Consider the following 21,923-nt stretch of genomic DNA (forward strand, 5'->3'; position numbering starts at 1 on the left):
ATGAGCAAGGTACTAAATAACATCAAAGCATTTCTAAAGGACGAAGAAGGTTTGACAGTGGTTGAATACGTAGTAGGTGCAGGTCTTCTGGTACTTGGTTTGTCCGGTATTTTCGGGGCATTCAGCTCAGTATTGGAAGCAGAACTAAATAGCGTGTTTAGCTAGTCGAACAGGCGTAATTTATACCCTTATAGAAAACAGGCATTATTCCCAATTCCTACTAATATAGTTGTATAGGTTTGATTCAACGAAAGAACCAAGCCTATGCAACAAGTAGGAGTTAACCATGTCACTACATCATAAAGCACGAAACTTTTTTTTAGATGAATCAGGCTTGACCGTCGTTGAATACGTGGTTGGGGCGAGCGTAATGTTAGTTGGACTTTCGGGTCTTTTTGCTGCTTTTAGAGACGTACTTTCCGAAGAGTTTGATTCGTTGTTCAGCGACTAAAATGAACATGAGGTAGGCTACTGTGGAGTATGTTATCTGGTTCATTCTGTTTATCGTAGCGGTCTCAGATGCTAAAGAGCATCGGATTCCTAATGCACTACTTCTTCTCACCATAATCGCTTGTGTTGCAAGAATGATCGTTGAACCGGATCTCACGCCGAGTTGGAGTGCGGCTGCGACAGGATTTGCGGTTATGTTCGCAGGATCTCTCATGCTCCATTTGCTGAGAGTGATGGCGCCGGGTGACGTTAAGTTGTTAGCGGTTATCGGCTTTTGGCTTGGTTGGGGGCAACTTTTTGAAGCCACCCTATGGATTGCGGCAACCAGCATTATGGTCGGACTCACTTACGCGTTGGTCCGTGTCGCAGGAAAAGAACACAAGATGAGAGAGCAACTCTCACGCTACAAATTATTGTTTGCATATGGCCGGGCAGGCACTAAGGCTTTAGAAGAGAATTCAACCGAAAAATTGAGAATGCCTTTCGCTCCCATAGTCGTAATCGGCGTGGCATTACATCACTACTTCTAGTGATGACGTAAACAAAGGAGTGTTTATGGTGCAATCAAACAATGCAGTGAAACACAGAGTCGAACTCACCCCTCAAGCAGACGCCCCTCCGGTGCCCACCTCTTTTGATGCTTTAAAAATCCCAAGAGCCGTCCTTGAAAACTTATTGCTTAAGCATCTCGCGGCTTATCCAAAATCTGACATATTAAAGCTAACCGAACTTATGTGCATCAATAGCCACATGATTGAGGATATGCTCGCCGATCTCAGGGCTAAATCACACGTCGAGGTGTTTCAAGCGCCGGCGTCGGGGTTTGGCTCTGTGTCGACCGGGAATGTGCGTTACGGCTTATCAGAAATGGGAATGCAAGAAGCGGATGATGCGTTTGCGAAAGATGCTTACCTAGGTCCGGCACCTGTCTCATTACCCGACTATGAAAGCATGGTAAAAGCGCAGGACGTTCGAGCACACATGGTGAACCGTCGAGATGTAAGTTTTGCGCTTTCCGAAGTATTGGGCGCCGAAAGAATGATCTCTGTACTTGGCCCTGCCATCAACTCTGGACGAGCGCTATTGTTGTATGGAGATGCGGGTACGGGTAAAACCTTCGTCGCAACGCGGCTTCTTAATTCTCTCAATACATCGGTCTACATTCCGTATGCGGTTTATGCTGCGGGTAACATCATTAAAGTGTTTTCACCTCAGCACCACAAAAAAGTGGCCAGCTCAGAAATTAAGTCCATCACATTTAAAGAGCAGTTTGACCGCCGTTGGGCGTTGTGTGAGCGCCCGAGTATTCAAGTGGGCGGCGAACTCACGATGGAAATGCTAGAGGTCAATCACTCTGAGCACAACCGAGTATGGATGGCTCCTCTGCAAATGATGGCCAATAACGGTATCTTCATCATTGACGATTTGGGCAGACAACCCATGCCCGTCGATACCTTGCTCAATCGCTGGATTGTGCCCATGGAGTACTTCTACGACTATCTCAACTTGCCGAATGGCCAACAGATCACGATTCCCTTTATTTTGACTCTGGCCTTTTCTACGAACTTAGATCCGGAAAAGATCAGTGACCCCGCATTTTTGCGTCGCTTGGGCTACAAGATTCAATTTGGCCCACTACTAAAAGAAGAGTACCACTCACTTTGGGACACCTTCGCCCAGTCTAAAAACCTAACGGTGAGTGCAGAAAGTTATCAACAACTGTTCGATTTGCATAGTCAGCATAGCGTTGGTTTTTATCCTTGTATTCCGAAGGATATTGTCGGTATCAGCCGAGATATCATTGTTTTTGAAGAAGTAGAGCCAGTTATCTCCCCTGAAATAGTCACCCGCGCCTGGGAAGTGTATTTCACCGCTGACGGAAAAGGAGGAGGAGAACGATGAGCCGAAATCAAGTCATATTACTATTCTTGTTATCCATAGTGTTTGGCTTAGGAGCTGTGTTTTTTGCTAAGCAGTGGATGGATAGACAACTGCAACCCCAAACCGAGCTGGAGGTTGTTGAGCGTGAGCCAGTGATTATCGCCAGCCAAGAAATTCCCGCGGGTACGCCCATTGAAGAGCAGCACATCACTACCAAATTACTGGAAGTTGAGTGGCGCAACGAGGGGCAGTTTACCGATCAAAATGCCATTCTTGGGCAAGTTGTCGCGACCACCATATTCCCCGGTGAAGTCTTGCATCAAAACAGACTGACTGTTCCGGGAGAAGGGTCGACGCTGGCGTCATTAATTCCTGAAAACAAACGCGCAGTCACCATTCGCGTCAATGATGTGATTGGTGTGGCAGGCTTCCTATTGCCAGGAAACCGAGTCGATGTTCTCAATACCATTAAATACAGCGCGACCTCTGCCAATACGGTCACCGTACTTAAAGACATCAAAGTACTGGCGGTTGATCAAACGGCAAGAACCAAAGAAAACAAACCGATCATTGTTCGTGCGGTGACCCTTGAAGTCTCGCCAAAAGATGCGGAAAAGCTGTTAACCGCAAGGAGTAAAGGGGAGATTCAATTAACACTTCGAAACCCTCATGAAGAAGAAAAAGTGGTCAAAAAATACGTCGCACCAAGTGTCACGATTTTGAAAGGCACCGAGTCGAGCAATATCAGAGTCAGGGATTGAGGTGAGCTATGTTGAAACGGATTTTAGTTATATTAGTCAGTCTAAGTTTTGCGTGGAGCGCCACGGCCGCCACTCAATCTGGAAAAATTGTCAAAGTACCCCATCACAAATCTACCCATGTCACATTGGCAGGGAAAGCGAAACGGGTCTCGCTTGGCGATCCTGAAGTGCTTGATATTGTGATGTTGAAATCGGATGAAGTGTTTCTGATTGGTAAGAAACTCGGCTCGACAAATTTGATGGCTTGGGACCGTCGAGGGCAGTTAATCGAATCGATCAATATCGAGGTGACCCACGATCTCAACAGCTTGAAAGCGAAGTTGTATGAGTTTTTGCCCAATGAAGAGATCAAGGTTCATAGCGCGCAGAATCGTCTGATTTTGAGTGGCCAGATTAGCAGCCAATCGGCAATGAATATTGCGTTGCGAGTGGCTGAAACCTACTCCGCAGGGCAAGAGATAGACAAAGAAAACAAATCGCTCAGTGAACAAGTGCAAAAAACGGGCGTGATCAATTTGATGACCATCGGCGGCGCCCAACAAGTGATGCTTGAAGTCACGGTGGCGGAAGTGCAGCGCAGTTTAGTCAGAAAATTTGACTCGAACTTTCACTTCTTTGAGAGCAACGGAAGTTTCTCATGGGGCGGTACTTCGGCAGGGGCAATTATTGATGACGTTGGCGGCGGTATTGGGCCAATTTTCAATACGCCAGGCATCGACAGCACGGGCTTGCTAGGCACCTTTATTGATGGCGATACCTTATTCACGTTTGCTCTCGATATCGCGAAACAAAACGGCACAGCGAAAGTCTTGGCCGAGCCAAATCTCACCGCATTGAGCGGAGCGAAAGCTGAGTTTTTGGCGGGTGGTGAATTTCCTATTCCTGTGCCCGATGAAAACGGCATTACCATCGAGTACAAAGAATATGGTGTCGGACTTAAGTTCATTCCTACCGTATTGAGCGATAAAAACATCAACCTCAATCTGGCGGTGGATGTCAGTGAAATTGCCAATACATCCTCGTTAACTTTATCTCCTGGTGGTACCAACAGCACCTATGTGATTCCACCCATTACGCGTCGCAGCGCCTCATCTACTTTAGAGCTAGCGGATGGGCAAACCATCGGTATTGCGGGGCTATTGAGTGAAAACGTGCGCGATGTAGTGAGTGGTATGCCCGGGTTTAGTGATATTCCAGTCCTTGGCCAGATGTTCAACAGCCAAGAGTACATTTCCGGTGAAACTGAGCTGGTGATTTTAGTGACGCCAAGGTTGGCTAAGCCGATTGACCGAAATCGAGTGTCACTGCCTACCGACTCGTTCGTTGAGCCGAATGACTTTGAATACTACTTACTCGGCCGCGGCGCTTATATCGCGCCCTCAAACCAATCTCGACCTCAAGATGTGCAAGACACCAACTTTGTGGATTACTCCAAAGGTGGCACCGAAGGCACGTTCGGGCACAGCTTATAGGGGGCAATATGGAAAACAAACGAATCATAGTCGCGCTGATGTGTACACAAGCTCTACTGCTTGGCTGCGTCAACAACGCTGAGCGTTTAGGCCAGCATGTGGCGAAACTAAAAACAGAACAGGTCTACAACCCGAATGCTACAAGTGAAAATTTGGGGGTAGTGCCTGAAGGTAGTGGTGAACGAATGGAAGGTGCCTACCAAGTCTATACCGGTAAACAAGATACCGATTTGGGCGGCATTGACAGTCAATTCTTGGAAGGCTTTTCGAAGTAGCCTTAAGGACAACACTATGACAAAGGGTAATCAGCTTAAACAACGCGGCATGACGTTGGTATTAGTCACCGCAGCCATGCTGGCTTTGATCGGCGTCGCGGCGCTCTCGATAGATGTGAACCACGCGATGTTGAACAAAACCCGACTGCAAAATAGTGTTGATGCCGCGGCACTGGCTGCTGCGATCGTGCTCGATAATGGCGGTAGCGAAGCCCAAGCCACCGCTGCCGCCAAAACGACATTGACCAATGTTGCCAATGCCACTGGCAATACAGAGATGGACTTCACATCGGCGCAAGTTGTGGTGCAGTTCTCTAACGATCCGGCCACGTTTCCATTTTCTGGTTTTGACCCAGACGAAGACAGCTACGCGCGAGTTGCGGTGAGCAACTTTGCGTTGAGTAACTTTTTCGCGCATGTGTTCAGTGTCGATAAAAACCTAGCATCAACGGCCGTTGCTGGGCCAAGTCCGAGTGTTATTGATAGTAATAACATTGTTCCAATGGCGGTTTGCGAAGGTGATTCTTCGGGAAGTGCAGGATATGTACCGGGCGATCTTTATGCGTTAAAAATTGCCGATCAAAAACTGGGTAGCATGGGATCTGGCAACTATCAATTACTCGATTTTGGTTCTGGTGCTAGCACCGTTAGGACGGCACTTGCGGGTGATTATGCAATCTCTGTGGGGGTGGGCGATCAGGTAACAACGAAGCCCGGCAATACAGTTGGTCCTGTTGGGCAGGGGCTGAATACTCGATTTGGCGTGTACAAAGGAGGCGGTCTTTCCTCTACTGACTATGCGCCGGACATTTACGTCAAAGAGCCTAATAAATCACCTTCAATCGATAGTAGCGGCAACATTACGTACTCAGATACAAGTGGGGCGGGTGGTCAACCATGGTCCTACTCAGATTACCTTGCAGCCCTTCCTGACTGTACAGGGGATAGTGATTGCAATATCGGTTCAGGGGGGCAACAAAATAGGCGAGTACTGATTGTCCCAATTGTTGATTGCTCGGGGGCTTCTGGGGGGACATCTTCTTTTACAGTCACTGCTCTTGGTTGTTTTTTCTTACTGCAGCAAGCGCCAACAAATAACAGCAGTAAAGATCCTGTGTATGGTGAGTTCATCGAAGATTGCTCTTCTCTAAGTGGAACGCCAGGTCAAGATTCAGATAATGACGGACCTTACCGAATTGTGTTGTATCGGGACCCACACGGAGAAGAATCATGAAAACTTGTCGTAAGCAGAAAGGGCTAGCGGCGGTAGAGATGATCATCACTATCCCCGTTTTGCTATTGATTTTAATGGCCATTACGGAAGTGGGAAACGCGTTTATCCGTTACAACACGCTCAATAAAATGGCTCAAAATGGTATTCGCTATGCCACGACAGAAATTACCGGCACCGCGAGCTACGATCAAATCGCGGATGTAAATGCGATTAAGAACATCGTTGTTTATGGCTCTTCAACCGTTGGTGATGGGGCTAAAGCTATGGTGGATGGGCTGACAACGTCGGATGTGAATGTGAATCACGCTGGTGGTTATGTGACGGTGACGATCAATCATACTTACACTCCCATGATGGGGTCGTTTCGAAGTGGGATGAACTTCAGTTTCCCACTGAATGCCTCTGCGATGATGAGGACGGCGCCATGAAAAAGCAAAGCGGTGTGTCTGTGATTGAATTTACCATCATCTCAACGGCCTTGTTGCTGGTGATTTTCTCGGTGATCGAAGTCGGAAGGTATGTTTATTCCTTGCAGGTCATCAATGACATTACACGTGTCGCGGCACGTTTAGCGGTTGTGTGCCGTGTCGAAGATAGAAATGATATTCCCGCATTGGCGATGCCTGATTACGCTCCGGGCGGGCTAACTACGGCCAATTTGGTCGTGGACTATCTTGATGAATCTGGGAATGTCATAACAGGAACTCTGACAGATGACGATGTGTTTTCTACAATTAGATATGTAAGGGCGAGAGTGGTGAACTTTAGCTATCAATTCACAGGGTTATTGACCTTTGTGAACTTAACTGGGCTCTTACAAGTCCCCGAGTTTGAAACGATTCGACCGAGGGAAAATTTGGGGCACCATCGCTGGACGGACACAAGCGGTGATAACAGCACTGACTGCTAGGAGGAATGAATGGGCGAAGCTGTGCAAATTGCACCAGGGGGCAGTAGCCCTCCAATTCGACTAAAAACAAATTTAAGCGTTTGGGTGTTTTACTCGTCGGACGCTTTCCATTTGCACATTAGCCATGAGTTGTCGAAATGTCAGAGCATCAGCTACGAGATGATCTCATTTCATGGACTGGTGATTGCCAATCTCGCTCAATTTACGCCGCCTGATCTTATCTTTGTGGAAACTGGCCCCAATTGGGCACAGAAAATCGTCGAACTGCAGCAATTTGAATCTCCCCATGAAACTAATGATGGTCATGAAGCGTCACTGATTGTGTTTGGTAACGAGCATGACAGTGGGGCGCTTAAGATCGCCCTACGCATTGGGGCGGCGGATTTTGTTTCCGACAAAGCTGAAATTCAAGAGCTCGCTCCTCTGTTAAACAACATGGCAGAAGAGAAAGTCGCGAACCGAAACCTTGGTGAATTGCTGGTATTTATGAACTCCAAAGGCGGGTGTGGCGCCTCTATGTTAGCGCTCAACACTGCGATCAAGATGGCGCAATCTCACCCAGATCAAGTGATGCTGCTTGATCTCGATATTCAGTTTGGGGTGATTAATGATTATCTAAACATCCAACCGACGTACAGCCTAGTGGATGCGCTGGCAAACGTCTCTGACTTGGATGAAGTGTCATTAGGGAGCTTAGTGACCAAGCATGCCTCAGGTTTGCATATCCTCGCCTTTAAACGCGAGAACAGCCATGAAAACTATGAAAAAGCGATTTATCTCAATAAGCTGCTGCCATTTCTGCGAGAGCAGTATCCGTACGTGATTGTTGATTTGTCGCGAGGGTTGGATCGCATGTTCGCTCCGGTTATATCGCCTGCGACTAAGCTTTACATGGTGACGCAGCAAAGCCTTGTTTCGATTAAAAGCTGCAATCAAATCATCAAAACCTTGTCGTTTGAGTTTGGCATTAATCGCGATCAGGTTGAGATCATCGTCAATCGCTACGAGAAACGTCAGTCAATCAAACTTAAAGATATCAAAGAAGCAGTGGGAGATGTGGCGGTTCATACCGTTCCCAATGATTTCAAAGTCGCGCTCGAAAGTGCCAATTTAGGGCGTCCGTTTGTGGAATCGCGCAAAGGCAGTGCTCTCTCTAAATCGGTCGGTAAATTTGCAACCGCGCTGCTACCAGAAAAGAAAAAGAAACAAAGCTGGCTAAGTAAGCTTTTCTCCTAGCTAGGTGAACTGATAGGGATATTGCTATGTTTTTTAAACGAAAAAATATCAATCCTGAGCTGCAAAAAAAGGTGATGGAGGCGGACAAGCATCAACAGCACGCCGAAGAAAGTGGTCAATCTGACGCCAAATCTTCTGGTGAAGAGTCTGCTAGCTTGTTGAAAGAGCAGAAGAAAAAAGAACAGGCAGCCAACGACAAAGCGGTGGGTGACGCCAGAAAGCAGCTTGAGCAAGAACAAGAAGTGAAGCACTACTACCATCAGCGCTTGTTAGAAACTCTCGACTTAGGACTTTTGGCGAGCTTAGAGCCCGAAAGAGCCAAAAATGATCTGCACGATGCCATTGTCCAACTGATGGCAGACGACCAAACGCACGCCTTGAGCGCGGAAGGGCGCAAGCGGGTGATACAACAAATCGAAGACGAAGTGTTTGGTCTTGGGCCATTAGAACCTTTGCTGCACGATGCAACCGTCTCGGATATTTTGGTCAATGGTCCAAAGCATGTGTTTGTAGAGCGACGCGGTAAGTTGCAGCAAACGCCCTACACCTTTCTTGATGAGCGCCATTTAAGAAATATCATTGACCGAATTGTGAGTCAGGTCGGTCGCCGTATTGATGAGGCGTCCCCGATGGTGGATGCGCGTTTGGCAGACGGTTCACGTGTTAACGCAATCATTCCACCACTTGCGCTTGATGGCTCCTCGGTGTCGATTCGTCGATTCGCGGTCGAAAAGCTCAATATGGACAATTTACTCGCCTTTAACTCACTCTCTCCGCAGATGGCTCAATTTGTTGAAGCGGCAGTACAAGGGGCGCTCAACGTTTTGATTTCTGGTGGTACTGGTTCAGGCAAAACCACCACACTGAATATCTTCTCCAACTTTATTCCTCACGATGATCGTATTGTCACCATTGAAGACTCGGCGGAGCTGCAACTGCAACAAACCCATGTCGTTCGCTTGGAAACCCGTCCTGCTAACTTGGAAGGGAAAGGGGAAATTACTCAGCGAGATCTGGTGAAAAACTCACTGCGGATGCGCCCTGATCGCATTGTTCTTGGGGAGGTGCGTGGTGCCGAGGCGGTCGATATGTTGGCGGCAATGAACACAGGTCACGATGGCTCACTTGCCACCATTCACGCCAACACTCCCCGAGATGCACTGTCGAGGGTTGAGAACATGTTTGCCATGGCGGGGTGGAACATGAGTGCTAAAAATCTTCGCTCGCAAATTGCTTCGGCGATACACCTTGTGGTGCAAATGGAGCGCCAAGAGGATGGTAAGCGTCGTATGGTGAGTATTTGCGAAATCAACGGCATGGAAGGGGAAATCATCACCATGTCGGAAATCTTTAAGTTCCATCGTCAAGGGATGGACGAAGAAGGGAATGTGCTGGGTTACTACACGGCAACGGGGGTAGTCCCACAATGTCACGACCAATTGTCTAAAAAAGGTCTGCACCTTCCTTTCGATATATTTAACGAATCTTATTCGTAGAAGGGGGATGTCATGCAACAGGATGCGACGCTTTTCTATCTTTTACTTTTTTTCGCTGTGGTGTTTATTTCACAAGCGTTGATTTTGCCTGCGGCGGGTAGCAAGGCGAAGCACAAGCAACTGTCGCAACGACTGAAAGAATCTCAAGCCAAGCTCGATGACGAGGCTCGTTCACTCCTTCAAGAGCACTACATGAAAAGTTTGACGCCGATGGATAGGCGTTTGGTGAAAGTCCCTCTCTTCTCTTCGCTAAAGAAAACCATCGAGCTTTCAGGTTACGACTGGAGTCTTGGTCAAACGCTGGCGGTGACGCTGATTTTATCTGTGTGTGCTTTTCTTATTGTGCTGCTGTTAGGGCAACCTTTCTATATCGGATTAGCCGCGTCGGTGGGGATTTGGTTCATTCTGTACTTTTGGCTCAATAAGCGTATTTCTGATCGTTTAGCGAGTTTTGAAGAGCAATTGCCTGAGGCGCTGGACATTATGCGTCGTATGCTCCAAGCCGGACAACCCGTCACGCAGGCGTTCAATGAGGTTGGCAATGAGATGCCCGATCCCATCGGCACCGAGTTTAAAAACACCTTTAACCTACTCAACTTTGGTTACGACATGCGCATGGCCATCATGCAAATGGCAGAGCGGACCCCAACGGTATCAATGTTAGCGTTTTCCAGTGCGGTGCTGCTGCAAAAAGAGACCGGGGGAAACCTGTCTGAGAACTTAGAGAAAGTGAGTAAAGTTCTGCGATCAAGATTTAAATTGCAGCGAAAAATCAAAACTTTGTCTGCAGAGAGCCGCTTATCTGCGTGGATCTTGGTATTGTCGCCGTTTCTATTGTTTCTATTCCTCACCTTTATCAATCCCAGCTACGTTGAGCCGCTCTATACCGATCCAAGAGGGATGACGCTCGTAAGTGGGGGCATTATCAGTCTGTTTATTGGCTCGATATGGATCCGAAACATCATCAACTTCGAGGTGTAATATGGAGACCTTATTGCAGTTCTTAGACAGCTTTCAAATCAATGAGCAGACATTCTTTCTCAGTGTCATTCTGATTGCGACGGTGTTGGTGATGTTTACTCTGTTCTTGGTGGTGTTGGGGACGCGGGCGCCTATGAAGGTTCGACTCGAAGAGCTGAAGAAAACAGCGCCCGGGGAAAAACTCAAAAAAGGCCGTCGGCTTGGCAATACCCTTGATTCGATTGCGCCGACGTTAACGCCGTCAAACTCAAAAGAGAGCCAGAGTTTGCGTCAACAATTGATGCATGCTGGCTACCATGATGCCAATGCTCTCACCGTATTTTACGCCATTAAAGGGATGGCTATTTTGGTTGGCGTTGGTATTGCAGCAATGCTCTACTTCTTTGTCCCTGATATGTCGAATCTTAAGTTGGCGATGGTCGCCAGTGTTGCGGTGGGGCTTTACACGCCCAATATCGGTTTGAACTATTTTGTGAATAAACGTCAGTCTCGAATTCGTGGCGGTGTGCCAGATGCGCTCGATCTTTTGGTGGTGTGTACCGAATCGGGGTTGGGCTTCAGTGCCGCGCTGCGCCGAGTCGCTGATGAGTTGATGATCTCTCACCCCGACTTTGCTGACGAACTGGACACCGTGTGCGTAAAAATTAAAGCAGGGGTAGAGATGTCGGATGCGTTCGATGATTTGGTGGAACGAACCGGTATCAAGGAGCTTGCTGGGTTGGTGACCATGTTGTCCCACGCCTCGCGAATTGGTGGCAGTTTATCTCAAACATTGCGTGAGTATACGGAAGATTTCCGAGATAAGCGCAACCAAGAGATCGAAGAGATTGCTGCGAAAATTCCGACCAAAATGATCTTTCCATTGCTGTTATTTATCTGGCCGTGCTTCTTTATTGTGGCGATCGGGCCATCAATGCTTTCCATTACCTCGACGCTGGGGAACTAACTATGAACAAACAACAACTCGCCGTCTGGTTATTGCCGCTTTCATTGCTGGTGGGCTGCGCCACGAGTGATGACAATACCTTTGATGCTTCTCTTTATGATGGTAAACCCATCGATACTCTCTCCTTAGAAGAGCCACCCAAGACGGAAAAAGAGGCCATCACGCGGGGCGATATGGCATTGAGTCAAGGCAATGTCGATCTCGCTCTTTATGAGTACATACGCTCGCTTTCGTTTGAAAATGGTCAATACCAAGATCGCTCTTTGTACAATATTGGCCGTATTCACCAAAGCCGTAGCAACTTAGCATTGGCCGAGCGAGCTTACACCTTGTCGGTTGACCGCAACCCAAACAACATTCAATCCCTAGAACAGCTAGGCATTCTTTACAGTCGTTCTGGGGATCCCAAGCAGGGGGAGAGCTACTTCTTGAAGGCGATCAACGCCGATCAACTTCGTTTTGGCAGCAAGAAGCCATTGTCTGATAAAGATTTGCTGACCGTCGAAGCCATAGCTGCGCTCAAAACGGATGTCAGTTCACCAGACTATGCGTACATGGGGATGGGCGTTCTAGCGGATCTTGAGGCAAAACATGAGCAAGCTCAGGCTTACTATCAGCATGCTTTACGTATTAAGCCAGATTCGGTCAAAACGCTGACGAACAGCGGCTATTCATACTACATGTCTGGGGACTACCTTCAGGCTCAGAGACTTAGCTTGCAGGCGTTGGATCAAGATCCAAACGATGAAAAGGCACTCAATAATCTCGCGCTTATCTACTTGGGAAAAGGTGAAATTAACCGCGCGCTGAATGTGTTTACGCGTCATATGGAGAAGCCGGAAGCGCTGAATAACGTCGGTTACTTCTTGATATTACAAGGTAAGCCAGACAAGGCAATCCCGTATCTTCAACAGGCGATAGACAGTAAACCTACCTATTACAAAGTCGCCAATGAGAACCTAGAGCGCGCACTGGCTTTGGTCAGAGAAGAAGAAAGTCAATCGGAGCAGTGATAATCAACAAGGAGAGCCTCGGCTCTCCTTCGAGTTTGTCGCTTAGACGATGTAACCGGAGACAAGCCCTGCGCTCATAAAGAAGGCGACCATCCAGACAATCGGTAGCGATAACTGTTTAAGCAGATAGAAGCCAACTAGCACCAGCGATAGGTCGATAGGGCTCAATACCGCGCTAGTAAATACGGGTTGGTAGAGTGCCGCCAACAGTAAGCCGACAACAGAGGCGTTCACGCCATTAACCGCGCCAGAGACTTTGCTGTTTTGTGCCAGCGATTGCCAGTTTTTCAACACACCCAGTAACAGCAAGAACCCCGGTAAGAAAACCCCAAGTGTGGCAATCAGCGCCCCAGAGATTGGCGCTTGTGGCATCAACTCATAGCCAATGTAGGTGGCAAAGGTAAACATGGGGCCAGGAACAGCTTGTGCGGCTGCATAACCGGTTAAGAAGGCATCTTGAGTCAGTTGGTCGCCAACAATGTTCTGCAAAAGAGGAAGAACCACATGACCACCACCAAACACCAAGCTCCCCGCTTGGAAAAAGTCATTAAATAGACCAAGCGCAGGTATCACGTTGGCGGCAACAGGTAAGCCGACGAGTAGCACGACGAACAGCACCAAAGGCAGCACTGAGGGTTTAAACGAGGTTGGTTCGCTTGGTGATTGCACGCCCAAAAAGCGCATCCCGATGAGACCAGCAAGTATGAGCACCAACATCTGTGTGGCAATTCCGGGGAACACCAAGAGCGCAATAGCCGTCGCTAAACACAAAGCGACAGAAAGCTTGCCTTTGCAGAAGTTTTTGTACATGCCCCAAGTGGCATCTGCAACCACGACGACCGCGAGTAGCTTGAGTCCATGAACAATGTTTTGAAACGCGCTTGTTTCAGTCAGTTGGCTACTTAACACCGCCAAAACCAACATGATCAGCACAGATGGCAAGGTAAAACCAAGAAACGCCATACAGGCGCCGCCCAATCCACCACGCTTATAACCGAGCGCAAAACCGACTTGGCTTGACCCTGGGCCAGGCAAGAACTGGCTTAAGGCGACGATCTGGCCATACTCTTTGTCATCTAGCCATTTGAGTTTCTCAACAAAGGTATTTCGGAAGTAGCCGATATGAGCCGCGGGGCCACCAAAGCTAATCCAGCCTAACCAGAAAAAGGTTTTAAAAATCGACAGCATGACAAATACTCGTTGGGTAAATAGTGCCGATAATGTACAAAATCGACTAAAATGACTCAAATTGATAGTTTTAATAGAGGTTATGAATCAAACAGGATGAGGCGATGAAAGAGTTTAACTGGAAAGAGGTCGATCTCAATTTGCTGGTGGCGTTTCAAGCGGTGTACCAAACCAAAAGTGTCAGTTTAGCTGCAGAGCAATGCTTTGTGAGCCAGTCAGCAATGAGCCATACCCTACAAAGGATGCGTGGGCTGTTTGAGGATCCTCTATTTGAACGCGTCGGGATTCGAATGGAGCCGACACTTCGGGCTCATGAGGTTGCCCCTTTGATCGATAAGCTGCTTGCCAGCATCAAAAACGATCTACTCAGTAAAAAGCATTTTTCTGCGCAAGACTACCAAGGAGCGTGGCGTATCGGGTTGACGGATTACGCAGAGCAACTCTTTGCCCCACAACTTTACGATGCACTCAAAGCGGTGTCGCCTCAATCTCAGGTCAGTTTTTACAACGTCAATCGCAGTAATTATCTCGATATCGCGGACAGTGAAGACCTGGATGTAGTCATCGGCAGTATTGAAAATCTCAATCGCCGTTTTCTGTCCCAGCATCTTTATACTGAGCAGCACTTGTGTATGTATGACCCACAGAGCGTTGATGTCGATCTGCCTTTGACGCTAGAGCAGTTTGTCTCACTGGAACACGCATTGGTGAGTCCAGATGGCAGCTTGCACACCCAAGTTGATAAGCGCTTAACCAAACTCGGTTATGAGCGGCGAGTCGGTGTCGCATCGCGTCACTTCCTTACCATACGTCGTTTATTGCTTGGTCGAGAGCTGGTTTGTATTGTGCCCAAGCGTTTTGCTGAAATGGAAAGCGTGAGTCACGGTTTGATGGCCGCTCCTCCTCCCATTGACGTGCCTGATTTTGATATACGTTTGATTTACTTAAAAGCCAACCAGTACGAAGAGAAGAACATCTGTATTCGTAATGTGGTGAGCGAAGTTGTGAATTAATGTTCGGGGTGCAGCTTGCGTACAATAAGACCACTTAGCTTCCAAAGTAGTAGCGTTAAGAACGTGCTTAAGTACCCGTCAATAGCGTAGTGCCACGCAAGGTGCACCGAGCCAATTTGAATCGCGACCATATATCCCCACATCAGATACCCGAGTCGCTTGTTCAATCGATAAGCGCCCAATGCCATCAACACGGCAATGGAGACATGCATGCTAGGCATTGCCGAGATCCCCGTGCCAATGCCGCTTTCTCTGCCCAGGTATTTTAACCACAGAAGATCTTGAACATCGAGCGCCCACAGCGGGGGGAGTCCCAGTTTCTCTAATGCTAGGCTTTGGGTAGTAAGCCTGTCCATTAATGGCAGATATTGGGTTTGATTGACGTCTACCAAGTGGGCGTAACAGGGCCCTGCGGACGACATTAGAGTTGCGGTTACTCCGCCAATCACCAACCAGCTAGCCATAAAGGTAATCAAATACTGATTACGCAAAATGGCCATATCCCGGCGGACAATAAAGAATAAGACGCTGCCCCACATCAATAAAAACCACAGATTGTAGAGAAAGTTGATCACAAAAGAGCTGTAGATGGAAGAGAACCATTGATGGGTGAGTCGCCAAGGATCATTGCCAAAGTGGAGCCACTGATCGAGCTGATAGAAGAGCAAATCATATTGAAATGGGTTGATATCCGGAATGATCGATTTGAGATAGGTGTAGCAAGAAAACGTCAAGTTGAGCGATAAGACCAGCAATACAAAGCTGATCGGCTTAGCGATGGGGTGGAAGAAGCCGGTAATGGTTTTTAAATAGACCAACAAAGGGTGAGGCGTTTTGTGATAGGCCAAGTAGAGGTAATAGCCCGAGCTCCAAGCAAGAAACGTAATGTAGCAAATGGTAAACAGTGCCCGCAGGTAGGTTGTGAGGTCATACTTGAGTTGTGACTGCTCAACAAACCATTGTGAGGCGAGATAAAGCAAAGCGCTCGTCACAATGACATAGCCATACAAAAGCCTGTCATCAAAGATATCTTGCTTTACTCGTTGCCACTGCGTTGGTGAGGCGCTTGGGGTATCCATAGCCAGCTTGGTCTTCTCCATACTTTTTAAAAGTGTAGAACATTAGGGTCTGTTGATCTTTCGAGCTGATTTTTGCAGCAGTTTGTGGGAAATTTCTACAAGGCAGAGGCTTTGAAGTGTAGCTAGCCTACATGAAAAGCCGATAACGCAGTAGAAATGAACCACAAACGCTGCCCGAAGGGTTCGGCTAAAATCGTTTTATGCTTTGTTAAGGGGTATTTACTTAGAATGACTAGGCTACACACCCCTTGCCGCGCCTAAAACGATTTCATCTCGAACAAAATTTAACCGCGAAAGGTCAACAGACCCTAAACGGTTCTTAGGGGATTTATGATTTTGAATCAGCTAGTTGAGTGTGTATCGAGTCCAAACTTTTGAGCGCCAACGGTGAGCCATAATCAGACCGCGAAACCACTCATCGAGGGCGATGGCCATCCAAGCGCCTAATACGCCAGCCCCCCAGTGAACGCCGAATAGGTAACTCATTCCAACGCCCCATCCCCACATGCTGAGAATCCCCATTTTGACAGGGAATTGGATGTCTCCAGCCGCTTTCAGGGCGGAGATAAAAATCAAGTTGAAGACCCGTCCCGCTTCCAAAATGATGGAACCTGCGATCAAACTTGCAGTTAACGCCGCAATTTCTGGTTGCGTGGTAAAAATCGCGATGATGCTGTCTCGGAGCAAGTAGATGGAAACGGTCACTATGGTGGAGACGATAAAACCGATCACAAAGTATTTTTGAACCAGTTGCAGAATGGAGTCAATCCAGCCGCGTCCGATGTAGTAGCCTGCTTGAATCTGGCTGCCTTGCCCAAGTGCGAGCGCAAAAGCAAACGAGAGGCGAGCAATGTTTTGCGCATAGGTAAACGCTGCGAGAGAGGCCGTCCCCATTTGGACAATAAAAAAGGTAATGCAAATTTGCGCCATGTTATACGAGAGCACTTCTCCCGCATTCATCACGCCAATTTTCACAATACGTGAGTAGATGAGTTTCGGAATTTGACCAAATTCGGCGAATGGAAGGGCGATATCGGAACGTTTGACGACGACGCAAAGAATCAGCGTGCCGATGACTTGGCTAATTACGGTTGCGATCGCGACGCCTTCAACACCGTAAACGGGCAGACCGAAAGGCTGGTAGAGCGCAATGTAATTACCGACGATATTGATCACGCCGCTGATTAGGTTGACCACCATCGGAGAGCGAGAGTAGCCGTTGCTGCGTAAAATGGTGGTTAAGACGATGCCCATGGTGACATTAAAGGTGAGGGCGCCACTGATCACTAAATATTCATGCGCATATTGCTCGACCTGTGCTTCCAAACCATAGAGTGGTAAGAACTGATATGCACCAACGAGCGCGATAACGCTCAGCGCTAAGCCAACCACAAACGACAGCGCAATACTGGCCACGCCCACATAGGCAGAATCTTGATGTCGATTGGCGCCATTGTACTGAGCGATAAGTATGCCAGTGCCACTGCTGACCATTGAAGAGACAATGATCAGAAAGAACGACAACTGAGAAATCACCCCAACCGCAGATACCGCTTTATCGGAGTAGCCGCTTAGCATGAATACATCGCTGGTATTGAGTGCGGTTCGCAGCAAGATCTCGACAAATAGAGGCCAAGTCAGCGCGACAATGCTCATTCTTTTGTCGATGGAAGAAGTTGGGTTTGGCATAGCGAATGAAAAAAGAGAGAGATAAGTGAGTAATTATATAAGCGCACCAAAAGTAAGGGTAAAGGTATTCTTATTGAGTGAGAAAAAAGGCGACAAGATCTCAGTTTGTAGGGCTAGTTGTTAAGTTATTGAGTGAGCAACTTAACGTCGCTGCTGCGCGTGACGCAGTGAGCTCAGTCATTTTAGGATAAGGTGAAAACTTGCAAAGATGGCAGCCTAGTATTGTATCTAAAGGCTGCCAAATAGAGGTGGGATCAATCTTGATGCTGGAAGAACGCGTCCAGTTGTGGGGCTAATGTGTCTATCCAGAGTCGATAGGCGTTCGAGTTCAGATGCAGGTCATCGCAACTGTGGGTTAGCGGCAGAAATCCTTCTGGTGAAAGTGGCGTGTTTAAGTCGATGAAGCGCATGTTCTTCTCGCCGCAGAGTTGCTCTAGCTTTTGGTTGAGTTCTGTCACCTGTGGATTGAGTGACGCGATTCGCTCACCGACGTAGAGCGTAGACTGAACCCAGACTTCAATATTGTGGCTTTCCCAGTGTTCGAGCATTTGACGATAGTTATCCAAAACCTCTTGAACTGAGTAGCCTTGCGAGAGATCGTTGATCCCCGCCATGACACAGACCAGTTTTGGTTGGCAGGCGGTGGTTGTACTCAGGCGACGAACCATGCCTGATGTGGTGTCACCTGCAAGGCCGCGATTGGCCAGTTTTATGTTGGAGAGAGCGTCATGCCACGGGCCCCATTCCGTGATTGAATCACCAAACATCACAAGATCGACTGTTGTCGCAAACGCGGAGTGATTGTCTTGGGTCAGGATGAATCGGCTCATTTTGTGTGCTCGTTGATTTAGGTCTAGGTTTCGGCAGATTTGTGCGAATTGCTCAGGGGTTATGGATTCTGTGTTTAGGTGCTCGGTGAGCGCTTCAATTTCTGAACGCAATGCAGAGATGCGAGTAGAAAGGCCGTGTTCATCGCGCAATTGGTAGAGATCGTCAACCAACTGGTAGAAAGAGCGGTGCTGATTGGCGTAGTACAGCTCGAATAAGTCGAGGCATTGATTCTCTTTGAGAGCTTGCAGGAGTTGTTCTTGGGTCATCGAATGTGTTCTCTATCGTATTCTGGTGGTGTGGATTGGCTTTCTGAGTTCGCTGGTGGTCAACATGTCTAGAACCCTTCAAATTTATCAATGGCTTCACGTGCTTGAGCTAACGAACAACCGCTCTCGCTCACCAATTGACTGACGCTCATGGTTGGATTGTTTTCCAATAGCTGCTCTGGCGTGATGCTCGGAGCCGGAAGCTGTTTTTCAATCGCTTTGATAATCCAAAGGTTTGCCTCTGAGTCGAGCAGGGTCATCAGTGTGCGTAACGCGTCTTCTTCACCCGTCAGTTGCCAGTGTCGAGAGCGCCGAATGCGTTTGAGTTGGCAGTTGAGCTGACAGGCGAGTGCAAGCACTGCGGGTTTGTCGCCGACTCGATGGACAAAACTGTTCAGAGTAATAGAAAGCATGGCTTAGGCAATCCCTTGATTTAAGGCACCAACAGAGGAGCGTTCGTTAGTGTGCTTGCGGCTAAACCAATGCACGACAAACTCAGTAAAGGCAGAGAGTTTGGTGCTGCCACGAAGCTCTGGTGGGTAGATTAAATAGATCCCACTCTCGACAATAAAATAGTCATCAAGGATGCGAATCAGCTCGCCATTATCAATCGCCGGCTGAACCAAATAGTCCGGCATTTTTATGATCCCTTTGCCTTGTTTGGCCGCTTCAAGCAATAACAAATTATCGTTGATAAACATATCACCATCAGTGTCGATGACGAAGGTGTTATTGCCGTTGGAAAACGACCAGTGAGTCAAATGTGGATCAGACAAGCAGTTGTGTTGCTTAAGATCTTCGGGATGTTGCGGGCGGCCATTTTGCTCAAGGTAAGCGGGAGAAGCGCAGCAAATGTGCTGATAAGACATCAACCTTTTCGCCACCATGTTTTCGGGAGGTGAGTTGGTTGCGCGAATGGCGAGGTCAAAGTTACTTTTGGTCAGATCTTCACGGGTGTAACCGATGTCGAGATCAAACTCAATTTGCGGATGAAGCGCTTGAAACTCTCGGCAAATATTGATCAAAAATCGATGGCTAAAAATCGTTGGGGCAGTGATCCTCAAAGCGCCAGTGACTTCACTTTTGGTGTGGTCGAGCTCTTTTTCTAACTGCAAGATTGATTCGTTGACGCCTTGCATCTTGGTGAGGATTTTTTCTCCCGCAGAGGTCAAACGCACGCTGCGAGTGGAGCGAATCAGTAAGCTGGTTTCTAACTCTTGCTCGAGCTCTTGGATCTGGGAGGAGAGGTAACTTCGTGAAATACCGAGCTGGTCGGCGGCTTTAGAAAAGCTGAGCTGCTTAGCAACCTCACTAAACAGGGCGTAGCGCTCAAATCTTTTATGCATTTTGTGCATGGTTCATTACCCAATCGTCATCCTAGAGCACGAATTATAATTCAATATAGAAAATTAAAACTTGATGATTGTTTGCTATATCGAATTATATTTTCTCAAAGTTGGGGTTAATCAGGCCATAGGTCGGGCGTATAGTGAAGGCAGTGAAATTATTGGCCAACGCACCAAGGCCTTTTGAAATAGGAAATTAACCATGCAAAACGATCACCCTGTGTTTTCGCCGCTGATCCAAGGCTATTGGCGAATGGCTGAGTGGGGAATGACCACTCAAGAGCAACACGCTTTTGTTAAACAGCATGTTGAATTAGGAATTACCACGGTAGATCACGCCCCTGTTTACGGACCAGATTCAGCGTGTGAACGACTGTTTGGTGAAGTCTTGGCGTTGGATAGCCAGTTACGTGAGCAAATCCAGATTGTCTCCAAGTGTGGTATTTATCGTGGGTATGGCAACCAAGTTAATCACTACGACAGCGGCAAGGCAGCGATCGTAAAATCGGTGGATGAATCACTTACGCGTCTAAACACTGATCACTTGGATGTACTTTTACTTCACCGTCCAGACTTATTGATGGATGCGGATGAGGCGGCAGAAGCGTTTGCCGATCTAAAAGCGGCGGGCAAAGTGAAGCATTTTGGCGTGTCGAACTTTACCCCAGCTCAGTTTGCGCTGTTGCAGTCTCGTTTGGATACACCGCTGATCACCAACCAAGTTGAAATTAACCCAGTGAACTTGCATGTGACAGAAGATGGCACGCTCGAACAGCTTCAACAGGCGCGTGTTCGCCCAATGGCGTGGTCTTGTTTGGCGCAAGGAGAGCTGTTTAGTGGGCAGAGTGAGCAGTTGACGCGTCTACGTGCCACTCTTGATGAAGTTGCACAAGAGGTGGGAGCAAGCTCGATTGATCAAGTGGTCTACGCTTGGGTTATGCGCTTACCATCGAGACCCGTGCCGATTATAGGCAGTGGCAAAATTGAGCGTGTCAAAACCGCCGTTGCGGCAATGGATCTCACCCTAACCAAAGAGCAGTGGTATCGCATCTGGACTGCCTCTAAAGGTCATGATGTCGCGTAATCGATGCAAAAAAGGCGAGCTGTGAGTCTCGCCTTTTCTATTTGAACACTCCAACGTGGAAATGTTGGTCTATCTTCGGCTGGGCTTCTCAGGCTCTCGCTTCAGCCACCAGAGCATCAATCGTGTTGTGGTGCTCTGGCTTTACTCCCGCCAAATTGCCGTATTTCGGCTGGTGGCGATCATTCTCTAATGGGAAATGCCATCCAACCGTTTGTTCAACAAACTGCTTGGCAAATTGTTCAGAAATTTCTAAGCAGCCGGCGAGTACGGTATCGACATAAGTTTGCATGATTGGGCTGAGTGAACATGGTGGTTCGGGCGCATCTTTGATGTAGACCCACACCGTATCTTGCGAGGTGAATGTCTGCTCACAGTCCAGTTTCTCAGGGGCGATACTCACGCGGTGGTAGCCTCTCTCTCTGCGATCAAATTCTGCCAACCCGGAATCGCTGACTTGAAGAACAACGCCGTTGACGCTGCCTTCACCACGGTCGACCACCAGTGGCGACAAGATGTAGCTGTCATCCACTTTTCCCCAATAGCGTTTAAATCCATGGGCAGCCGCAGGGAGCGCCGCTGATGTCTGGCCCGTTAATTGACGTGAAGCCGAGTTCATTAAGCTGCCATAGCCGAAAATGTAGTGGGTCATCCGTCTCTCCTCTGTTTGGCTCTTGAGTGTATGGCCATTTTTATTCTTCTAAAACTACCGAGTTTCAACCGCAATTGAAAGATAAATAAATGACTCCAGTGAGTCGAAATGACATTTTTAATC

Annotated in this window: 24 protein-coding genes; 17 read left to right on the forward strand and 7 right to left on the reverse strand. The window is 47.9% G+C overall.

Annotation, left to right across the window (positions count from 1 at the left end; genetic code table 11):
* From ACUALS_RS03165 to ACUALS_RS03235, 15 genes are all read left to right on the forward strand, one after another.
* Positions 1–165, forward strand: a complete 165-nt coding sequence (locus ACUALS_RS03165; protein WP_005471504.1) for a Flp family type IVb pilin — start codon at positions 1–3, stop codon at positions 163–165.
* Between the two features lie 121 nt (positions 166–286).
* Entirely contained in the window at positions 287–451 is a 165-nt protein-coding gene (locus tag ACUALS_RS03170; RefSeq protein WP_179944629.1) for a Flp family type IVb pilin, read from the forward strand.
* Positions 452–473: 22 nt separating this feature from the next.
* Positions 474–980, forward strand: coding sequence for an A24 family peptidase (locus tag ACUALS_RS03175; RefSeq protein ID WP_454448832.1), 507 nt, complete (start codon positions 474–476; stop codon positions 978–980).
* A 25-nt stretch (positions 981–1,005) separates the two neighbouring features.
* On the forward strand, positions 1,006–2,352 hold the full coding sequence (locus ACUALS_RS03180; protein WP_038139864.1) for an ATP-binding protein: 1,347 nt from the start codon (positions 1,006–1,008) through the stop codon (positions 2,350–2,352).
* The gene (cpaB, locus tag ACUALS_RS03185; RefSeq protein WP_038189671.1) at positions 2,349–3,092 is read left to right on the forward strand and encodes a Flp pilus assembly protein CpaB; all 744 of its coding nucleotides are present in this window, start codon (positions 2,349–2,351) and stop codon (positions 3,090–3,092) included. The genes ACUALS_RS03180 and cpaB overlap by 4 nt, the downstream gene beginning before the upstream one ends.
* Positions 3,093–3,100: 8 nt before the next feature.
* Positions 3,101–4,564: a type II and III secretion system protein family protein gene (locus ACUALS_RS03190; RefSeq protein ID WP_454448833.1), complete on the forward strand. Its 1,464-nt coding sequence runs from the start codon at positions 3,101–3,103 to the stop codon at positions 4,562–4,564.
* 8 nt (positions 4,565–4,572) lie between these two features.
* The gene (locus tag ACUALS_RS03195; protein ID WP_331398722.1) at positions 4,573–4,839 is read left to right on the forward strand and encodes a hypothetical protein; all 267 of its coding nucleotides are present in this window, start codon (positions 4,573–4,575) and stop codon (positions 4,837–4,839) included.
* Positions 4,840–4,855: 16 nt separating this feature from the next.
* Complete coding sequence (locus ACUALS_RS03200) at positions 4,856–6,073, forward strand: Tad domain-containing protein (RefSeq protein ID WP_454448834.1); 1,218 nt, start codon at positions 4,856–4,858, stop codon at positions 6,071–6,073.
* Entirely contained in the window at positions 6,070–6,501 is a 432-nt protein-coding gene (locus ACUALS_RS03205) for a TadE/TadG family type IV pilus assembly protein (RefSeq protein WP_039482788.1), read from the forward strand. The genes ACUALS_RS03200 and ACUALS_RS03205 overlap by 4 nt, the downstream gene beginning before the upstream one ends.
* A complete protein-coding gene (locus ACUALS_RS03210) occupies positions 6,498–6,983 on the forward strand; it encodes a TadE/TadG family type IV pilus assembly protein (RefSeq protein ID WP_038215227.1) in 486 nt (161 codons plus the stop codon). Before ACUALS_RS03205 ends, ACUALS_RS03210 begins: the two co-directional genes overlap by 4 nt.
* Positions 6,984–6,992: 9 nt before the next feature.
* A complete protein-coding gene (locus ACUALS_RS03215; RefSeq protein ID WP_454448835.1) occupies positions 6,993–8,219 on the forward strand; it encodes an AAA family ATPase in 1,227 nt (408 codons plus the stop codon).
* Between the two features lie 26 nt (positions 8,220–8,245).
* Complete coding sequence (locus tag ACUALS_RS03220) at positions 8,246–9,715, forward strand: CpaF family protein (protein ID WP_005471544.1); 1,470 nt, start codon at positions 8,246–8,248, stop codon at positions 9,713–9,715.
* 12 nt (positions 9,716–9,727) lie between these two features.
* Positions 9,728–10,696 (forward strand): type II secretion system F family protein, encoded by a 969-nt coding sequence (locus ACUALS_RS03225; protein ID WP_454448836.1) that lies wholly within the window; start codon positions 9,728–9,730, stop codon positions 10,694–10,696.
* A gap of 1 nt (position 10,697) precedes the next feature.
* Positions 10,698–11,642 carry a type II secretion system F family protein gene (locus ACUALS_RS03230; RefSeq protein WP_005471436.1) on the forward strand — a complete coding sequence of 315 codons (945 nt, stop codon included), beginning with the start codon at positions 10,698–10,700 and terminating at the stop codon, positions 11,640–11,642.
* A gap of 2 nt (positions 11,643–11,644) precedes the next feature.
* On the forward strand, positions 11,645–12,655 hold the full coding sequence (locus tag ACUALS_RS03235; protein ID WP_454448837.1) for a tetratricopeptide repeat protein: 1,011 nt from the start codon (positions 11,645–11,647) through the stop codon (positions 12,653–12,655).
* Positions 12,656–12,697: 42 nt separating this feature from the next.
* Here the strand turns inward: ACUALS_RS03235 and chrA are convergent, their stop codons facing one another.
* Positions 12,698–13,843, reverse strand: coding sequence for a chromate efflux transporter (chrA, locus tag ACUALS_RS03240; RefSeq protein WP_454448838.1), 1,146 nt, complete (start codon positions 13,841–13,843; stop codon positions 12,698–12,700).
* 104 nt (positions 13,844–13,947) lie between these two features.
* Between chrA and ACUALS_RS03245 the strand changes: the two genes are divergently transcribed.
* On the forward strand, positions 13,948–14,856 hold the full coding sequence (locus ACUALS_RS03245; protein ID WP_039476066.1) for a LysR family transcriptional regulator: 909 nt from the start codon (positions 13,948–13,950) through the stop codon (positions 14,854–14,856).
* Here ACUALS_RS03245 and ACUALS_RS03250 read toward each other — a convergent pair.
* The 5 genes from ACUALS_RS03250 to ACUALS_RS03270 all read right to left on the reverse strand — a co-directional run bounded on the left by ACUALS_RS03250 (position 14,853) and on the right by ACUALS_RS03270 (position 20,076).
* Complete coding sequence (locus ACUALS_RS03250) at positions 14,853–15,935, reverse strand: phosphatase PAP2 family protein (RefSeq protein ID WP_454448839.1); 1,083 nt, start codon at positions 15,933–15,935, stop codon at positions 14,853–14,855. The two genes, ACUALS_RS03245 and ACUALS_RS03250, sit on opposite strands and share 4 nt — an antisense overlap.
* A gap of 345 nt (positions 15,936–16,280) precedes the next feature.
* Positions 16,281–17,624: an MATE family efflux transporter gene (locus ACUALS_RS03255; protein WP_039482764.1), complete on the reverse strand. Its 1,344-nt coding sequence runs from the start codon at positions 17,622–17,624 to the stop codon at positions 16,281–16,283.
* A 254-nt stretch (positions 17,625–17,878) separates the two neighbouring features.
* Positions 17,879–18,721, reverse strand: a complete 843-nt coding sequence (locus ACUALS_RS03260; RefSeq protein ID WP_454448840.1) for an SGNH/GDSL hydrolase family protein — start codon at positions 18,719–18,721, stop codon at positions 17,879–17,881.
* A gap of 68 nt (positions 18,722–18,789) precedes the next feature.
* A complete protein-coding gene (locus ACUALS_RS03265; protein ID WP_454448841.1) occupies positions 18,790–19,134 on the reverse strand; it encodes a ribosome recycling factor family protein in 345 nt (114 codons plus the stop codon).
* Between the two features lie 3 nt (positions 19,135–19,137).
* Positions 19,138–20,076: a LysR substrate-binding domain-containing protein gene (locus ACUALS_RS03270; protein ID WP_454448842.1), complete on the reverse strand. Its 939-nt coding sequence runs from the start codon at positions 20,074–20,076 to the stop codon at positions 19,138–19,140.
* A 193-nt stretch (positions 20,077–20,269) separates the two neighbouring features.
* On the opposite strand from ACUALS_RS03270, the gene ACUALS_RS03275 reads away from it, so the two are divergent.
* Entirely contained in the window at positions 20,270–21,151 is an 882-nt protein-coding gene (locus tag ACUALS_RS03275) for an aldo/keto reductase (RefSeq protein ID WP_454448843.1), read from the forward strand.
* Between the two features lie 88 nt (positions 21,152–21,239).
* Here ACUALS_RS03275 and ACUALS_RS03280 read toward each other — a convergent pair whose 3' ends face one another.
* Entirely contained in the window at positions 21,240–21,800 is a 561-nt protein-coding gene (locus ACUALS_RS03280; protein ID WP_454448844.1) for a gamma-glutamylcyclotransferase family protein, read from the reverse strand.
* Positions 21,801–21,923 lie beyond the last annotated feature (123 nt).

The sequence above is a fragment of the Vibrio sp. NH-7 genome (assembly GCF_053643215.1).

What these genes read in the sequence shown, in the direction of transcription:
- ACUALS_RS03165 (WP_005471504.1), top strand. Translation starts at nt 1, where the DNA reads ATGAGCAAGGTACTAAATAACATCAAAGCATTTCTAAAGGACGAAGAA.
- ACUALS_RS03170 (WP_179944629.1), top strand. Translation starts at nt 287, where the DNA reads ATGTCACTACATCATAAAGCACGAAACTTTTTTTTAGATGAATCAGGC.
- ACUALS_RS03180 (WP_038139864.1), top strand. Translation starts at nt 1,006, where the DNA reads ATGGTGCAATCAAACAATGCAGTGAAACACAGAGTCGAACTCACCCCT.
- cpaB (WP_038189671.1), top strand. Translation starts at nt 2,349, where the DNA reads ATGAGCCGAAATCAAGTCATATTACTATTCTTGTTATCCATAGTGTTT.
- ACUALS_RS03190 (WP_454448833.1), top strand. Translation starts at nt 3,101, where the DNA reads ATGTTGAAACGGATTTTAGTTATATTAGTCAGTCTAAGTTTTGCGTGG.
- ACUALS_RS03195 (WP_331398722.1), top strand. Translation starts at nt 4,573, where the DNA reads ATGGAAAACAAACGAATCATAGTCGCGCTGATGTGTACACAAGCTCTA.
- ACUALS_RS03200 (WP_454448834.1), top strand. Translation starts at nt 4,856, where the DNA reads ATGACAAAGGGTAATCAGCTTAAACAACGCGGCATGACGTTGGTATTA.
- ACUALS_RS03205 (WP_039482788.1), top strand. Translation starts at nt 6,070, where the DNA reads ATGAAAACTTGTCGTAAGCAGAAAGGGCTAGCGGCGGTAGAGATGATC.
- ACUALS_RS03210 (WP_038215227.1), top strand. Translation starts at nt 6,498, where the DNA reads ATGAAAAAGCAAAGCGGTGTGTCTGTGATTGAATTTACCATCATCTCA.
- ACUALS_RS03215 (WP_454448835.1), top strand. Translation starts at nt 6,993, where the DNA reads ATGGGCGAAGCTGTGCAAATTGCACCAGGGGGCAGTAGCCCTCCAATT.
- ACUALS_RS03220 (WP_005471544.1), top strand. Translation starts at nt 8,246, where the DNA reads ATGTTTTTTAAACGAAAAAATATCAATCCTGAGCTGCAAAAAAAGGTG.
- ACUALS_RS03225 (WP_454448836.1), top strand. Translation starts at nt 9,728, where the DNA reads ATGCAACAGGATGCGACGCTTTTCTATCTTTTACTTTTTTTCGCTGTG.
- ACUALS_RS03230 (WP_005471436.1), top strand. Translation starts at nt 10,698, where the DNA reads ATGGAGACCTTATTGCAGTTCTTAGACAGCTTTCAAATCAATGAGCAG.
- ACUALS_RS03235 (WP_454448837.1), top strand. Translation starts at nt 11,645, where the DNA reads ATGAACAAACAACAACTCGCCGTCTGGTTATTGCCGCTTTCATTGCTG.
- chrA (WP_454448838.1), bottom strand. Translation starts at nt 13,843, where the DNA reads ATGCTGTCGATTTTTAAAACCTTTTTCTGGTTAGGCTGGATTAGCTTT.
- ACUALS_RS03245 (WP_039476066.1), top strand. Translation starts at nt 13,948, where the DNA reads ATGAAAGAGTTTAACTGGAAAGAGGTCGATCTCAATTTGCTGGTGGCG.
- ACUALS_RS03250 (WP_454448839.1), bottom strand. Translation starts at nt 15,935, where the DNA reads ATGGATACCCCAAGCGCCTCACCAACGCAGTGGCAACGAGTAAAGCAA.
- ACUALS_RS03255 (WP_039482764.1), bottom strand. Translation starts at nt 17,624, where the DNA reads ATGCCAAACCCAACTTCTTCCATCGACAAAAGAATGAGCATTGTCGCG.
- ACUALS_RS03260 (WP_454448840.1), bottom strand. Translation starts at nt 18,721, where the DNA reads ATGACCCAAGAACAACTCCTGCAAGCTCTCAAAGAGAATCAATGCCTC.
- ACUALS_RS03265 (WP_454448841.1), bottom strand. Translation starts at nt 19,134, where the DNA reads ATGCTTTCTATTACTCTGAACAGTTTTGTCCATCGAGTCGGCGACAAA.
- ACUALS_RS03270 (WP_454448842.1), bottom strand. Translation starts at nt 20,076, where the DNA reads ATGCACAAAATGCATAAAAGATTTGAGCGCTACGCCCTGTTTAGTGAG.
- ACUALS_RS03275 (WP_454448843.1), top strand. Translation starts at nt 20,270, where the DNA reads ATGCAAAACGATCACCCTGTGTTTTCGCCGCTGATCCAAGGCTATTGG.
- ACUALS_RS03280 (WP_454448844.1), bottom strand. Translation starts at nt 21,800, where the DNA reads ATGACCCACTACATTTTCGGCTATGGCAGCTTAATGAACTCGGCTTCA.